Origin of the sequence: Exiguobacterium undae DSM 14481, assembly GCF_000620805.1 — a bacterium.
GTDB lineage: Bacteria > Bacillota > Bacilli > Exiguobacteriales > Exiguobacteriaceae > Exiguobacterium_A > Exiguobacterium_A undae.
In genome coordinates this window covers 2,111,316-2,125,451 of sequence record NZ_KK211187.1, presented here as the reverse complement: position 1 = coordinate 2,125,451, position 14,136 = coordinate 2,111,316, and the positions used below count along the sequence as shown (strand labels likewise).

Here is a 14,136-nt window from a genome sequence, read left to right as displayed (position 1 = left end):
CATCGAGGGGGAATTTATGATGCAGCAGGAATATAAGCAACTGGATATGCGTTATGAGGAAGCCGAGCTTCGTTCAAAACGAAAAAACCAGTCGTGGATTGACCGGACATGGACATTCTTCTCATCCGTCAAAGTAGGACTGTGGTTGATCGGCTTGATCATCATCGCAAGCGGGGTCGGGACGATCTTTCCACAAGAAATGTACATTCCGCAAGCCATCCCGCCGGAAGAGTTTTACGGCAAAGAATACGGGACGGCCGGCGATATGTATTATGCGTTAGGATTCCATAACTTGTTTGAATCCTGGTGGTACATTGGATTGATTACATTATTGCTTCTTTCAATCATCATCGTGTCAATTGACCGTTTCTTCCCGCTTTACCGCGCTTTGAAGAAACAACCGGTCATCCAGTCCGACCGTTTTATGGGCGGTCAGCGATTTGGCGCTGAGGCGACTGGTACGGTCCAACAGATTGATGCAATCGAGCCTTTGCTCAAGAAAAAAGGCTATAAGATTCGCCGGAAAGACGGCGCCTTGTTAGCCGAAAAACAACGGTTTGGTCGCTGGGGTCCATACATCAACCATATTGGATTGGTGCTGTTCTTTGGTGGTGCCATGTTACGAATCGTTCCTGGGATGCACGAAGACGAGTTGCTTTGGATTCGTGAAGGGGAAACGTTGCCGGTCGAAGCGACGGACAATCAATACTATCTCGAGAACAATGCTTTCAACATCGAATTTTATGATCCGGCAAAAGAGGATGAGAAGTTCAGTGAAGCATTAAAACGAGCGGGTGGAAGTGTTCCGAAAAACTACGATACGCAGATGACGCTGTATGAGAAGGTCGGTATGACGGACGATTTCAAACCGAAACTTGAAAAAATCAAGTCGGGTGAAACCGCGGTCAACCAGCCGTTTGAGTTCGGAAGTTATCAAGTCTTCCAGGAACAGTATGCGGCGGATCCTGAATTCAAGACGATGTCATTTAACATCGAGAATCAAAAAACGGGAAAAGTCGTCGATACGATCAAGGTCGACTTACGTAATCCGAAAGAAACCTATGCCTTAAAAGACGGGTACGAAGTTGAACTGAAGGACTTCTTACCGGACTTCGTCGTCAAAGACGGAAAACCGACGACGAACTCATCACGTCCAGTCAATCCGGCGTTCGTCTTTGCGATCAAATCTCCGGAACATCCGGAAGGGGAACGGAGTCTGATCGGGATTAAACTGAATGTCGGCGGCGATGAGAACCAATACAAGATGGGCTTCGCAGGCACGGAACTCTCGAACATCTCTGGCGTCCGAATCAAAAAAGATCTGACGTTACCGTTCCTGTTCGCAGGTGGAATCATCTTCATGACGGGTCTGTTGATCGGCATGTATTGGCCGCACCGCAGACTATGGTTAAAAGAAGCGGACGGGCAGATTAAAATTGCCGGCTTCACGAACAAAAACGCACTTGGGCTTCAGAAAGAAGCCAATCTCGCATTAACCGAAGTGGGACTTCCGCAACTGGAAGACCGGCAGAAGTTGCGGGAAGAGGGGGAATCGAAATGAATCTGCTTAGTTTGAGTAGTAATCTACTGCTCGCATCCTTTGTTTTGTATTTGATCAGTACCGGCTTCTTTGCGGTTGCGACAAGTGGCAAAAAAGGACCAACCCGCTCAGGGAAGATTGCTTTTTCGCTCGCAATCGTTGGATTTATCGCCCAACTCGGTTACTTCTTCACACGCTGGGCGGGAGCCGGTCACGTACCGGTCTCGAACTTATATGAATACACGACCTTCTTCGGCATGATGATGGTGCTTGGCTTCTTGATCGTCTACGGGATTTACCGGAACAATGTCCTCGGACTTGTCGCGATGCCGGTTGCCTTGCTCGTCATCGCTTATGCATCAATGTTCCCGGACGAAGTCCAACCGTTGATTCCAGCCTTACAAAGTGTTTGGTTGAAAATCCACGTAACGACAGCTGCACTCGGCGAAGGGATTCTGGCGGTCAGTTTTGCGACCGGCTTGTTGTACCTGATCCATGCGACGGACTTCAGCAAGGAGTCGAAAACACGGACGTGGCTTGAAGTCGTCATGTTTTCACTCGCCTGTGTCGTCGGTTACATCGTCGTTGGTCTGTTGTTTAATGCAATCGGAACAAACTCGACCATCGAGTATGTCGCGAAAAACGGTGCCACGATGCAACATGACTACACGATGCCTGTCTTGACAGGTCCTGAAAACGGGAAAGTCATCTCCGGTTCAGGAGCGGTGGCAGAATTGCCGAACTTCCTCAATGCCAATAAAGTCAACACGGTACTCTGGTCGTTAATCGGCGGAATCGTCTTGTACATCCTGCTCCGGTTCGTCATTCTCCGGAAGCGGTTGGCGGAAAGTCTGAAACCGATCGCTCGGAAAATCGATCTCGAGACAGCGGATGAAATCAGCTACCGTTCGGTTGCGATCGGCTTACCGATCTTCATTCTCGGCGGATTGATCTTTGCGATGATTTGGGCACAGATGGCATGGAGCCGTTACTGGGGCTGGGATCCAAAAGAAGTATGGGCACTGATCACGATGCTCTTTTATGTATTTTATCTCCATATGCGCATCCAGCGCGGTTGGATCGGAAAAAAATCAGCGTGGTTATGTGTCGGCGGATTTGCCGTCATCATGTTTAACCTCGTCTTCGTCAATCTGGTTGTTGCGGGTCTTCACTCGTACGCCTGATCGGTGAAATCGATTGACCGGATCATTAATCAAGGATGGACGACGGAAAAACTTCCGCTGTCCATCCTTTTTTTGTGCGGGGAGCGGCAATTCCGCGGTCGGAGACGCTATTCTTTTAGTTTCATAGTATACTAAAAGAGTAGTAGGATAGAGTTAGACAGATTAGTTCATGGGAGGAATCAACTGATGTCAGAAGAAGCGCGTATTTTGGTCGTCGATGATGAAGAACGGATTCGGCGTTTATTGAAAATGTACCTCGAACGTGAGAACTTTACGATTGAAGAAGCGGATAACGGAGAAACGGCTCTCGAGATGGCACTGGAAACGGAATATGATGTGATTCTACTGGATTTGATGATGCCAAAACTCGACGGCATGCAGGTCTGTGAAGAACTGCGGAAAACGAAAGCGACGCCAATCGTCATGCTGACGGCGAAAGGCGAAGAGACGAACCGGGTTCACGGCTTTGAGATGGGGGCAGACGATTACATCGTCAAACCGTTCAGCCCACGCGAAGTCGTTTTACGTGTCAAGGCGATCCTGCGCCGGGCAAGTGCGACCAAGTTCCTGCATACCGATGCGAAGACAAAAGACGTCATCGTGTTCCCGCATCTGACGATTGATAATGATGCGCACCGCGTCACGGTCGAATCACAGGAAGTCAACTTGACGCCAAAAGAATACGAATTGCTGTATTTCTTGGCGAAACAGACAGATAAAGTGTTCTCGCGCGAGCAACTGTTAAAAGAAGTCTGGAACTATGAGTTTTTCGGTGACTTACGAACGGTCGATACCCACGTCAAACGGTTGCGTGAAAAGTTGAACCGCTTGTCACCCAATGCGGCGCAGATGATTACGACGGTTTGGGGTGTCGGATACAAGTTCGAGAATAACCCTGCCTGACGATGAAGTGGTTACAGAGTGTCGTCATCAAACTGTGGGGAACGATTTTATTACTTGTCTCGGTCGTCTTGATTGCTTTGACGATTTTGTTGCTCGAATTTTTCAATTCGTTCCATATCGAGCAGGAACGGGGACACTTGGCAAAGCTCGGCCAGCAGGTCGAAACGGTGTTTCAAGCCCATAGCGGTCTCGAAGAAGGATCAGCCACTGCGATTGAGATAACCGACATATACGGTGCGACGCTGATCGCGACGACCGACGAGACAATTGAAACGAACATCTCGGAAGAGAAGGCGAGCCGGATCATCAAAGAACTGGAACGTCAGAACTGGAAAGCCGTCGACGGCGAAGAAGGGGAAACCGCAATCGGGAATTATGAAACGTTTGACGGGAAAGCGGCGCTGGCATACCGGGCTCCGTTCATCACGGAGAGCGGAAGCGGGACGATGTATTTGATTGAGCAATTGACTAACATCGAACAGGCCAACGAAGGGGCGCGTCAAATCATTCAGCTGTGTGTCCTGCTTGCCATCATCGGTACGACCGTCTTCGCCTTTTTCCTTTCAACACGGATTACGGCACCGCTTCGGACGATTCGCCAAGCCGTCGTTGAGGCGGGAGAAGGAAAGTTCGATCAAAGTCTGACCCAACGTTCACGGGATGAAATCGGGGATCTGGCGCTTGCGTTTAACGAGATGAGCAGCCAGCTGAATCAATACGTCACCGATCTCGATAAAGAACGGCATCTCTTGTCTTCGATCTTAAAATGTATGGCGGATGGTGTCTTGACGTTCTCGGATTCGGGTGAGTTGCTCGCGACCAATCCACCGGCGGAAGCCTTTTTAGCCGGTGCACCTGTACCGGACGAACTGATTGAACTGTTCCAGACGGTCATGCGCAAGGAAAAAGAGATGACGGTTTCCTTCGAGCGGGAAGGACGCTTCTACATCATCATCGTCAGTCCGTTGCTCGAACAAGAAGAGCAGATCGGCGCCGTTGCCGTCTTGCGTGATATGACGGAAGCCCAACAGCTCGAAAAAATGCGGGCGGACTTTGTCGCAAACGTCAGTCATGAATTACGGACACCTCTCGTGATGTTACAAGGGTATTCCGAAGCGATCGTCGACGGGATGACGGAAAGTGACGAAGCGACGAAAGAGTTTGCCTCGATCATTTATGATGAGTCGCAGCGACTCTCGCGTCTCGTCAATGATCTCCTTGATCTTGCCCGGATGGAAGCCGGCTATCAGGAACAACGGATCGAAACAATCGATGCGGTTCCGTTTGCCAAACGAATGATTAAGAAATTCAAGCAGATGGGTCTTGAAAAACGCGTTTCCTTTGAGGTGGTCGGTCCGAACGCCCAGTTCGAAGCCGATCCGGACCAGATGGATCAAGTGATGACAAATCTGCTCGGAAATGCCTTACGCTACACGGAAGATGGGCAAATCAAGATTGAAATTGCTGAAGATAGGGAAACAATATCTTTATCTGTAATTGACTCGGGAGACGGAATTCCGGAAGAAGATGTGCCGTTTGTATTCGACCGCTTTTATAAAGCGGATAAAGCACGGACACGCGGCAAAACCGGAACCGGCATCGGTCTCGCGATTGTTGCCAATGTCGTTCGTTCACATGACGGGGAAGTCGAAGTCGAAAGTGAACTGGGGAAAGGATCTGTTTTCCGAATTCAATTACCAAAAAAACAAAGGAAGCGAACTTTATGATTCGCTTCCTTTCGCTATAAGACAGGAGTGAGTGGTTTGAAAATCTATACAAAATCAGGGGATGAGGGAGATACATCCCTCGTCGGAGGACGCGTCAAAAAAAATGACGTCCGAATCACCTTAATGGGGGAACTCGACGAACTGAACAGTTTTGTCGGGCTTGCCCGAACGAAAGCGACGTCGATCGAGGTCAAGGAACAGTTGACTGTCATCCAGCACGTTCTGTTTGATTGCGGCAGTGATTTGATGTACGTCGAACAAAAAGCATCACGCTTGAGTCCGACGGCGACAGAAGATCTCGAAAGTTGGATTGACAGTTTGACGGAATTATCGCCGCCGCTCGATAAATTCATCTTACCGGGCGGAACGGAAGCAGCGGCTTGCCTGCATGTCGCACGGACAGTCTGCCGTCGCGTCGAACGGACGATGATTGATGTCGAACAGGCCCATCACTTGTTGCCGTTCATCAATCGCTTAAGTGACTTCTTCTTTACGGCAGCACGTTACGAAAATGCAGTTAATCAAAAAGCGGATATCGAATATGTGCGGAGTGCGCACGTATTTAAACGAAAGGGTGGAGAAGCATGAGTCAGTCATTTCAGACGTGGAAAAAACAAGGAACGACCTTTCATCTCGTTCCGACCGAAAAGTTCAAGACGACAACCGTCCTCGTGACGTTTTCAGCACCACTTGAGGAAGCGACACTGACGAGCCGGGCATTGTTACCGTATATCATGGAAAAATCGACAGCGGCTTATCCGTCGATGAAGGCTTTACGCGAGCCGCTCGAAACGTTATACGACGCCGGTCTGTATGCGGATGCCTCGAAATTCGGGGAGGAACATGTCATCTCGTTCCAACTCGATATCGTCCGCGGTGATCTCGTTCGTCATGAGACCCTGCTCGAGGAAGCACTGGATTTACTCGAACAGATGATTTTTTATCCGGATCTGACAGAAGGCGGATTCCGGGAACAGTTCGTCAAACAGGAGAAGCGCCTGCACGCTTTGCGGATCAGTTCGTTGTATGACGACAAGATGCGTTTTGCCCAGCAACGCCTGCTTGAATTAATGGCGCCGGGAGAAGCAGTGTCCCTGTCGTCACTCGGTACACTCGAGGCCCTTGAACAGATTACACCATCTTCTTTGCGTGATACATACCGGTCGATGGTGGAAGAGGACCGGATCGATGTTTTCGTCGTTGGTCATGTCACACAAGACGAGATGGAAGATGCGTTGTCCTTCCTGCCGTCGCACGGTGAAAAAGTCAGTCATTACATCCCGGCCCAAAAACAAGTCATGGGTGTCAAACGGTCATCCGAGACACAACCGATCAAACAAGGAAAACTGCATTTAGGATACCGGGTGAGCGTCGATCCGACGTCGGTTGATTCCATCCGGATGCAAATCGTCAATGGTTTGTTCGGCGGCTTCCCGCACTCGAAATTATTCATGAACGTCCGTGAAAAAGAGAGTTTGGCTTATTACGCCGCCTCACGGTACGCCGCGTTAAACGGTGCGTTGTATGTCTATGCCGGTGTCGAGACGAAGCAGGCGGAACGGGCGGAGACCATCATCGGCGAACAGTTGGTGGATTTGAAGGCTGGACTGTTTACAGATGAAGAATTGACACAGACGAAAGCGATGCTGATCAATGCACGTCGTCAGATTCTCGATCAGCCGGGACAACTGATTGGTTGGTTGAACGGCTCGAAGATGCGCGGATTGACGCTGGAAGATGAGATTCATATCATCGAGACGGCAACACGAGACGATGTCGTCCGTTTGGCGGCGGCAATCGAACTAGAAGCAGTTTACTTATTGCGAGGTGAAGAATAATGGAACAGTTCACGTATCACGATACCGACGAAACCGTCTTTTTTGAGCAGCTTGACAACGGACTAGCCGTTTATCTTCTGCAGAAGAAAGGCTACGAAAAAACGTATGCGACATTCACGACACGCTACGGCTCGATCGACAACCGTTTTAAAACAGGGGATGACTGGGTTCAGGTACCGGACGGGATCGCTCATTTCCTCGAGCATAAGATGTTCGAGTCGGAAAAAGGAGATGTTTTCCAAGAATTTGGCCGACTCGGTGCGTCTGCCAACGCGTTCACGTCGTTTTCGCGGACCGCGTATCTCTTCTCGGCGACATCATTGATTGAACAAAATCTGGAGACGCTGATCGACTTCGTCCAGGATCCGTACTTCACACCGGAAAGTGTCGAGAAGGAAAAAGGCATCATCACACAGGAAATTCAGATGTATCAAGATAATCCCGGCTGGCGTCTGTTCTTTGGTCTGATCGAATCGATGTATGCGAAGCATCCGGTCCGGATTGATATCGCCGGAACACCGGAATCGATTGATCAAATCACGGCGGACGATTTGTATACGTGTTACCGGACGTTCTATCATCCGTCGAACATGGTCTTGTTCGTCGTCGGAAACATTGATCCGGCGGAGACGCTTGCTTTAATCAAAGCGAATCAGGCGAAAAAGAACTATTCCGACCGACCGGCAATCGAACGTGATTACGGGGTCGAGCCGAACACCGTCGCCAAAAAACGATTTGAACTTGAACTCGACGTCAAGACACCAAAAGTCTTGATCGGTTATAAAGACACGTCACTCGGCGGCGAGGAACAGTTGCGCCGGGAATTGACGAGTGAACTGTTGTTGCACTTGTTGTTTGATCAAACATCTTCGACGTACCTTGAACTGTATGAAGACGGATTGATCGATGATACGTTCAGCTTTGATTATTCGAGTGAGGAAGAGTTTGCCTTTGCGACGTTCGGAATGGAAACGGAAGATCCGGAACGCTTCATTGCGGCGTACGAGAACTTACTCGCTGTCCGTCCGGAGTTCGAGGAGACGGAAGTCGTCCGCAAACGAAACATGATGCAAGGTAAATTCTTGCGTGCGCTCAACTCACCGGAATTCATCGCCAACCAGTTTTCGCGCCATGCCTTGGCGGGGACGAACTTGTTCACGTTACCGACCTTGATCGCTTCGATCACAAAAGAAGAAATCGAAGCCCGTTTTGATGAATTGTTTGCACTCGACAACCGTGCGATTTCAATCGTCAAACCATACGCGTAACCGATGCGGATTTTAATCACCGGAGCGAGTGGTGCCATCGGATGGGCGACCGTCAAACGGTTGGCGGAAGACGGGCATGAGCTCGTCTTGCATACACATCAACGAAAGACAGAACTCGAACAACTCGTGAAGCAGTTGCCTGTGACGACAGAAATCGTCACAGGCGATCTGTCTGACCGGAGCGCTTTGGCGGCCTTTTGTGAGACGCTCCCTTCCGTCGAAGGGTTCATCCATATTGCCGGTACGAGCTTCAGCGGACTGCTGGTTGATCAAACGGTTCGTTCGGCAGAAGCGATGTTGACCTTACATGTGGAGTCATTGATTCAGATTGCACAGGTCTTGACACGAAAAAAAGCATTCTCCGCTCCGCTTTCGATCGTCGTCGTCAGCAGTGTGCTTGGAGAAACCGGTGTTGCCGGAGAGGTCGTCTACTCGACCTGTAAGGCGGCACAACTCGGTTTCGTCAAGTCATACAGTAAAGAACTCGGCGCCATGCACGGCCGGGTGAACGCCGTGACGCCGGGATGGATCGATACACCGATGAATGCCGTTTTTTCTGAGGAAGACCGTGAGCTTGCGCTTGCAGAAATTCCGGCAGGTCGCTTTGGCCGGGTCGAAGAAGTGGCTTCCGCGATTGTCTACTTGATGAGCCGGGAGTCGGAATATATGAATGGTGCCGTCCTGAAGATTGACGGTGCTTGGATGTAATCCGTTAAATTTGCTTAGGGGAATGCTTTTCATTTTTCAAAAAATCATTTAACATGAGGGATGGATAACCGATTCTAAGGGAGGCTTTGCGCGTGAGTGAATTCGAACAGTGGTATCTGGAGTATGAATTGAACGTCAACCGTCCCGGAATTTTGGGGGACATCGCGTCACTCATGGGGATGCTACATATTTCGATTGTCACGATTAATGGTGTTGACCATCAACGTCGCGGCATGTTGCTTCAGACGAAGCAGCCGGATCAAATTCCGCGACTCGCAGCCATCCTGAAGACGATGCCGGCGATTGAAGTCATTAAATTGCGGAAACCGAAACTGCGTGACCGGATTGCGATTCGCCACGGTCGTTACATCGACCATAGCAGCGGTGAAATCAAGACGTTCCGATTCGTCCGCGAAGATTTAGGGATTCTCGTCGATTTCATGGCAGAGTTGTGCAAGCAGGATGGACATCTCTTGATTGGTGTCCGCGGCATGCCCCGAGTCGGTAAAACAGAATCAATTGTCGCCGCAAGTGTCAGTGCGAACAAGAAATGGCTGTTCCTGTCATCAACGTTGATCAAACAAACGGTTCGCACATCGTTGTTTGATGATGAACGGACTGGAGATTATGTCTATATCATTGACGCACTCGTCTCCCAACGTCATTTCGATGAGCGGCACTGGCAGATCTTACGAGAAGTCATGCGTTTGCCGGCGACGAAAATCGTCGAACATCCGGACGCTTTTGTTAAATCAAGCGAATATACGTGGGATGATTTTGATTACATCATTGAACTCCGCAACACGACAGAAGAAATCATTGTCACCGAGCCACCGCGTGCCCATGGCGGGAACGAATGGTTCAATTTCGAATAAGTATTGAAAATGGAAGGTGTGTTACCGATGACTGAGCTCGGAACCTACTTAAAGGAGCAACGGGAGACGCTAGGTGTATCCCTTGAGCAAATCCAAAGTACAACTAAAATTCAAAAACGTTACATCGTCGCCATTGAAGAAGGGGACTACAAGCAACTGCCGGGTGCCTTTTATGCCCGGGCATTCATCAAAACTTACGCCGAAGCTCTTGGACTTGATGTCGATGAGGTCTTCGAGACGTACAAACGTGATTTACCGGAGCCGGAGACCCAACCGGTCGTCGAATTGTCGCGCCGTGCGACCTATTCGAAGTCGACCGCTCCGAAAAAGAGTGTTGCCAAACGGTGGATTCCAAACATCATCATCATCGCGCTGATCTTTGCGATCGGAGTCGCCCTGTATTACGGTTTCCAAGCGTTCCAGGACGGTGACAACACCCGAACGGCGACACCTCAACAAAATGAGGTCACGATTGATGAAGGGGATGCACCAAGCAAGGAAACCAATGCCCCTGCTGAGGAGCCGAAGGAAGAAGAACCGGCTAAAGAAGAAGAACCTGTAAAAGAAGAAGAGAAAAAACCGTTAGCTGCGAAAACGACGGCTGGTCAGGACATCACATATGAAGTGCCGACAGACGGGACGATGAGTGTGTCGATTCGGATCAAGAAAGATGCCTCGCCATCGCCATTTGTTGGTGTTCGGGATACGTCTCTTGAAGGCGAAGCACTTGCGCCGGACCATATCAATGCGTCGGATCCGAACCCGATCGTCGTCAAAGATGCGAAAACAGATGTCATCCGGATTCGTGTCGGGTCGATCAAGGGAATCGACAGTATTATCGTTAATGATCAGGAGCTTAAGCTTAACCGCTCCCTCCTCGTTCAAAATATTTATCTGAAGAAAGTAGCCACGCCATAAGGCGTGTCTTCTTCATGTCGGCTCTGCCGGCATACATAACCCGAAAAGGAGGGATACGAGAATGAATTTGCCCAATCAATTGACGGTCTTACGCGTGTTATTAATTCCCGTGTTCGTTGCTGTCTTAGCCATCAATCCAGACTGGGGACAGTGGGATGTCTTAGGAGCAGAATTACCGGTTTCCCACTTCGTCGCCGCGATGATCTTTTCTGTCGCCGCCATCACCGATTGGCTTGATGGTTATCTCGCACGTAAAAACAAATTGGTCACGAACTTCGGTAAATTCATGGATCCGCTTGCTGACAAGATGCTTGTCGCTGCAGCACTTGTCTATCTGGTAGAACTTGAATTCGTCGCCGCCTGGGTCGTCGTCATCATCTTATGTCGTGAATTTGCCGTGACGGGTCTGCGTCTCGTCGCTTCAGACGAAGGAATCGTGCTCGCTGCCGGTAATTCAGGCAAAGCGAAAACATGGGTTCAGTTGACGTCGATCATCGCCTTTTTATTGCACGACATCGGATTTGCCTTGCTGAACATTCCATTTGCTGAAATCACGATGTGGCTTGCTTTAGTATTGACGATTTACTCGGGTGTCGAGTACTTCTCGAAAAACATCAAATTGATTACGAAATCGATGTAAGTTATATCAAACAAGACTGTTCGCCAAACCGAACAGTCTTTTCTTATAGTTAAGAAAGTGGGGATGCAGAGATGAAAGCAGAAATCATTGCTGTCGGAAGTGAGTTACTGTTAGGGGAAATCGCCAACACGAACGCCCAGTATTTATCGGAGTGGCTCGCGACGTGCGGAATCGATGTCCATTACCATACGGTCGTCGGAGACAACCGGGAGCGGATGGTCGAAGTTGTCACACGTGCTCAGGAACGGGCTGAATTGATTGTCATCACCGGAGGACTTGGTCCGACGGAAGACGACTTGACGAAAGAAGTCGTGGCCGATCTTCTCGGGCGTGGATTGCATGTGGATCAGCCGGCGTACGATCGAATTGAAGCGTTCTTGAAGACACGAGAACGTGTGATGACGGACAACGAGAGAAAACAGGCGCTCGTCATCGAAGGAGCGGACGTCTTGACGAACGAGGCAGGTCTCGCTCCGGGCATGTCGCTCCATGCGGACAAGCATCAATACATCTTGTTGCCCGGTGTTCCGCGCGAGATGAAACGAATCATCGCCGATCATTTCGAACACCTGCTTGGAAAAGAAACGATCAAATCCAGAACATTGCGCTTTTTCGGGATTGGCGAGTCGGCATTAAATGACCGGTTGGCTGATCTGATTCGGACGGCACGCAATCCGTCAATCGCCCCGTACGCGGAATTGGCGGAAGTCCGTCTTCGTCTGACCGCGAAGGCGTTTGATGAACGCGAGACGCTGGAGATGCTTGATACACTCGAACAACAGGTGCTCGATGAGGTCGGGACACATTTCTACGGATATGGGGATGCCAGTTTACCTGCCGTCGTCTTGGACCGGTGCCGCAAAGCCGGATTGACGTTGGCAGCAGCCGAGTCGTTGACGGGCGGTGCTTTCGCGAGTGGACTGACGGACATTGCCGGTGCAAGCGATGTCTTTCGGGGTGGTGCCGTTGTCTATGCGGACGCAGCGAAAGTTAATGTCTTGGGTGTCGAACAGACGTTGCTCGATGAACAGACGGCGGTCAGCCGGGACGTGGCGATTGCCATGGCGGAAGGGGCGCGTGCGCTTTACGAGACGGACCTTGCCATCGCTTTGACGGGGGAGGCGGGACCAACGAGCAACAGCGGTCAAGCTGTCGGAACAGTCTACTGTGCTTTGGCGCAAGCGAGCGGTACACAAGTGCTTGAATTGACGTATCCTGCCTTCGACCGTGGTATGATTAGATTACGTTCCGTCAAGGATGCCTACTTCATGTTGCTGAAAAACATCGGTCATTCCGACGTAATGGAGGAAAGTTAATTTCTTTCAACTATACGAATAAATGTTCGTAAAAAGCTTGTTATTTGGTCTCAAAAGAAGTACAATAATCTCAGTAAGATAAATAAAAGGAGGCCTGCTACGTGAGTGATCGTAAAGCAGCACTTGAGATGGCGTTACGCCAGATTGAGAAACAATTTGGTAAAGGTTCAATCATGAAACTAGGTGAAAGTGCAGATCAGAGAGTATCGGTGATCTCATCTGGATCTATCACATTAGATATAGCTCTCGGTGCAGGTGGATATCCACGTGGACGGGTAATCGAAGTCTATGGTCCGGAATCTTCGGGTAAGACGACAGTCGCGCTTCACGCGATTGCTGAAGTTCAGAAACAAGGCGGACAAGCAGCCTTCATCGATGCAGAGCACGCACTTGATCCTGCTTATGCAAACAAACTAGGCGTTAACATCGACGAGCTTCTTTTGTCACAACCGGATACAGGAGAGCAGGCGCTTGAAATCGCAGAAGCTCTTGTCCGTTCAGGTGCTGTCGATATTCTAGTCGTCGACTCCGTTGCCGCGCTCGTTCCTAAAGCCGAGATCGAAGGCGAAATGGGTGACTCACACATGGGTCTGCAAGCACGTTTAATGAGTCAGGCACTACGTAAATTGTCTGGTGCTACAAATAAATCAAAAACCATCGTTATCTTCATCAACCAGATTCGTGAGAAGATTGGTGTCATGTTCGGTAACCCGGAAACGACTCCAGGTGGACGTGCGTTGAAATTCTACTCGTCTGTCCGTCTTGAAGTTCGTCGTGCGGAAGCATTGAAAAACGGAACCGATATCGTCGGTAACCGAACGAAACTGAAAGTTGTTAAAAACAAAATTGCGCCGCCGTTCAAACAAGCGGAAGTCGATATCATGTACGGTCAAGGTATCTCGAAATTCGGTGAATTGATCGACATCGGGACAGATCTCGATATCGTTCAAAAAAGCGGAGCATGGTATTCATACAATTCAGAGCGTCTTGGTCAAGGACGTGAGAACGCAAAACAATATATGATCGAGCATCCGGAAGTAGCGAACGAAGTCGAACGCTTGATTCGTGAGCATCACGGTCTTGTGGATCGCAAGGATCCTGTTGATTTCGAAGAAGGTCAAGCAGAAGATATGTTTGCGGAATAAGCGGGAAAAGGAGTGGAATCGATTCAGATTCCGCTCTTTTTTTGTTGAAAAGAGGAAAACATAGGAATTCTTTC

At 49.7% G+C, this 14,136-nt stretch carries 13 protein-coding genes; all 13 read left to right on the top strand.

Features of this window, described 5'->3' with window-relative positions; genetic code table 11:
* Positions 1-19 precede the first annotated feature (19 nt).
* The 13 genes from resB (at position 20) to recA (ending at position 14,062) form a co-directional block, all read left to right on the top strand.
* Positions 20-1,561, top strand: coding sequence for a cytochrome c biogenesis protein ResB (gene resB / locus P397_RS0111810; RefSeq protein WP_235183988.1), 1,542 nt, complete (start codon positions 20-22; stop codon positions 1,559-1,561).
* The gene (ccsB, locus tag P397_RS0111805; RefSeq protein ID WP_026833458.1) at positions 1,558-2,724 is read left to right on the top strand and encodes a c-type cytochrome biogenesis protein CcsB; all 1,167 of its coding nucleotides are present in this window, start codon (positions 1,558-1,560) and stop codon (positions 2,722-2,724) included. Before resB ends, ccsB begins: the two co-directional genes overlap by 4 nt.
* Before the next feature lie 186 nt (positions 2,725-2,910).
* Positions 2,911-3,627, top strand: coding sequence for a response regulator transcription factor (locus P397_RS0111800; RefSeq protein ID WP_012369919.1), 717 nt, complete (start codon positions 2,911-2,913; stop codon positions 3,625-3,627).
* 2 nt (positions 3,628-3,629) lie between these two features.
* Positions 3,630-5,354: a sensor histidine kinase gene (locus P397_RS0111795; protein ID WP_026833457.1), complete on the top strand. Its 1,725-nt coding sequence runs from the start codon at positions 3,630-3,632 to the stop codon at positions 5,352-5,354.
* Between the two features lie 36 nt (positions 5,355-5,390).
* Positions 5,391-5,942, top strand: coding sequence for a cob(I)yrinic acid a,c-diamide adenosyltransferase (locus P397_RS0111790; RefSeq protein WP_026833456.1), 552 nt, complete (start codon positions 5,391-5,393; stop codon positions 5,940-5,942).
* On the top strand, positions 5,939-7,192 hold the full coding sequence (gene yfmF, locus P397_RS0111785; protein ID WP_028106680.1) for an EF-P 5-aminopentanol modification-associated protein YfmF: 1,254 nt from the start codon (positions 5,939-5,941) through the stop codon (positions 7,190-7,192). Before P397_RS0111790 ends, yfmF begins: the two co-directional genes overlap by 4 nt.
* Positions 7,192-8,460, top strand: a complete 1,269-nt coding sequence (gene yfmH, locus P397_RS0111780; protein WP_028106679.1) for an EF-P 5-aminopentanol modification-associated protein YfmH — start codon at positions 7,192-7,194, stop codon at positions 8,458-8,460. The genes yfmF and yfmH overlap by 1 nt, the downstream gene beginning before the upstream one ends.
* A gap of 3 nt (positions 8,461-8,463) precedes the next feature.
* Complete coding sequence (gene ymfI, locus P397_RS0111775) at positions 8,464-9,168, top strand: elongation factor P 5-aminopentanone reductase (RefSeq protein WP_028106678.1); 705 nt, start codon at positions 8,464-8,466, stop codon at positions 9,166-9,168.
* A 92-nt stretch (positions 9,169-9,260) separates the two neighbouring features.
* Complete coding sequence (locus P397_RS0111770; protein WP_028106677.1) at positions 9,261-10,043, top strand: DUF3388 domain-containing protein; 783 nt, start codon at positions 9,261-9,263, stop codon at positions 10,041-10,043.
* Between the two features lie 27 nt (positions 10,044-10,070).
* Positions 10,071-10,961 carry a helix-turn-helix domain-containing protein gene (locus P397_RS0111765; protein WP_026833451.1) on the top strand — a complete coding sequence of 297 codons (891 nt, stop codon included), beginning with the start codon at positions 10,071-10,073 and terminating at the stop codon, positions 10,959-10,961.
* A 61-nt stretch (positions 10,962-11,022) separates the two neighbouring features.
* Complete coding sequence (gene pgsA / locus P397_RS0111760; RefSeq protein WP_026833450.1) at positions 11,023-11,601, top strand: CDP-diacylglycerol--glycerol-3-phosphate 3-phosphatidyltransferase; 579 nt, start codon at positions 11,023-11,025, stop codon at positions 11,599-11,601.
* Positions 11,602-11,672: 71 nt separating this feature from the next.
* Entirely contained in the window at positions 11,673-12,917 is a 1,245-nt protein-coding gene (locus tag P397_RS0111755; RefSeq protein ID WP_028106676.1) for a competence/damage-inducible protein A, read from the top strand.
* A 101-nt stretch (positions 12,918-13,018) separates the two neighbouring features.
* Positions 13,019-14,062, top strand: coding sequence for a recombinase RecA (recA, locus tag P397_RS0111750; protein ID WP_026833448.1), 1,044 nt, complete (start codon positions 13,019-13,021; stop codon positions 14,060-14,062).
* Positions 14,063-14,136: the final 74 nt, after the last annotated feature.

What these genes read in the sequence shown, in the direction of transcription:
- ccsB (WP_026833458.1), top strand. Translation starts at nt 1,558, where the DNA reads ATGAATCTGCTTAGTTTGAGTAGTAATCTACTGCTCGCATCCTTTGTT.
- P397_RS0111795 (WP_026833457.1), top strand. Translation starts at nt 3,630, where the DNA reads ATGAAGTGGTTACAGAGTGTCGTCATCAAACTGTGGGGAACGATTTTA.
- pgsA (WP_026833450.1), top strand. Translation starts at nt 11,023, where the DNA reads ATGAATTTGCCCAATCAATTGACGGTCTTACGCGTGTTATTAATTCCC.
- P397_RS0111755 (WP_028106676.1), top strand. Translation starts at nt 11,673, where the DNA reads ATGAAAGCAGAAATCATTGCTGTCGGAAGTGAGTTACTGTTAGGGGAA.
- yfmH (WP_028106679.1), top strand. Translation starts at nt 7,192, where the DNA reads ATGGAACAGTTCACGTATCACGATACCGACGAAACCGTCTTTTTTGAG.
- ymfI (WP_028106678.1), top strand. Translation starts at nt 8,464, where the DNA reads ATGCGGATTTTAATCACCGGAGCGAGTGGTGCCATCGGATGGGCGACC.
- yfmF (WP_028106680.1), top strand. Translation starts at nt 5,939, where the DNA reads ATGAGTCAGTCATTTCAGACGTGGAAAAAACAAGGAACGACCTTTCAT.
- P397_RS0111800 (WP_012369919.1), top strand. Translation starts at nt 2,911, where the DNA reads ATGTCAGAAGAAGCGCGTATTTTGGTCGTCGATGATGAAGAACGGATT.
- P397_RS0111765 (WP_026833451.1), top strand. Translation starts at nt 10,071, where the DNA reads ATGACTGAGCTCGGAACCTACTTAAAGGAGCAACGGGAGACGCTAGGT.
- resB (WP_235183988.1), top strand. Translation starts at nt 20, where the DNA reads ATGCAGCAGGAATATAAGCAACTGGATATGCGTTATGAGGAAGCCGAG.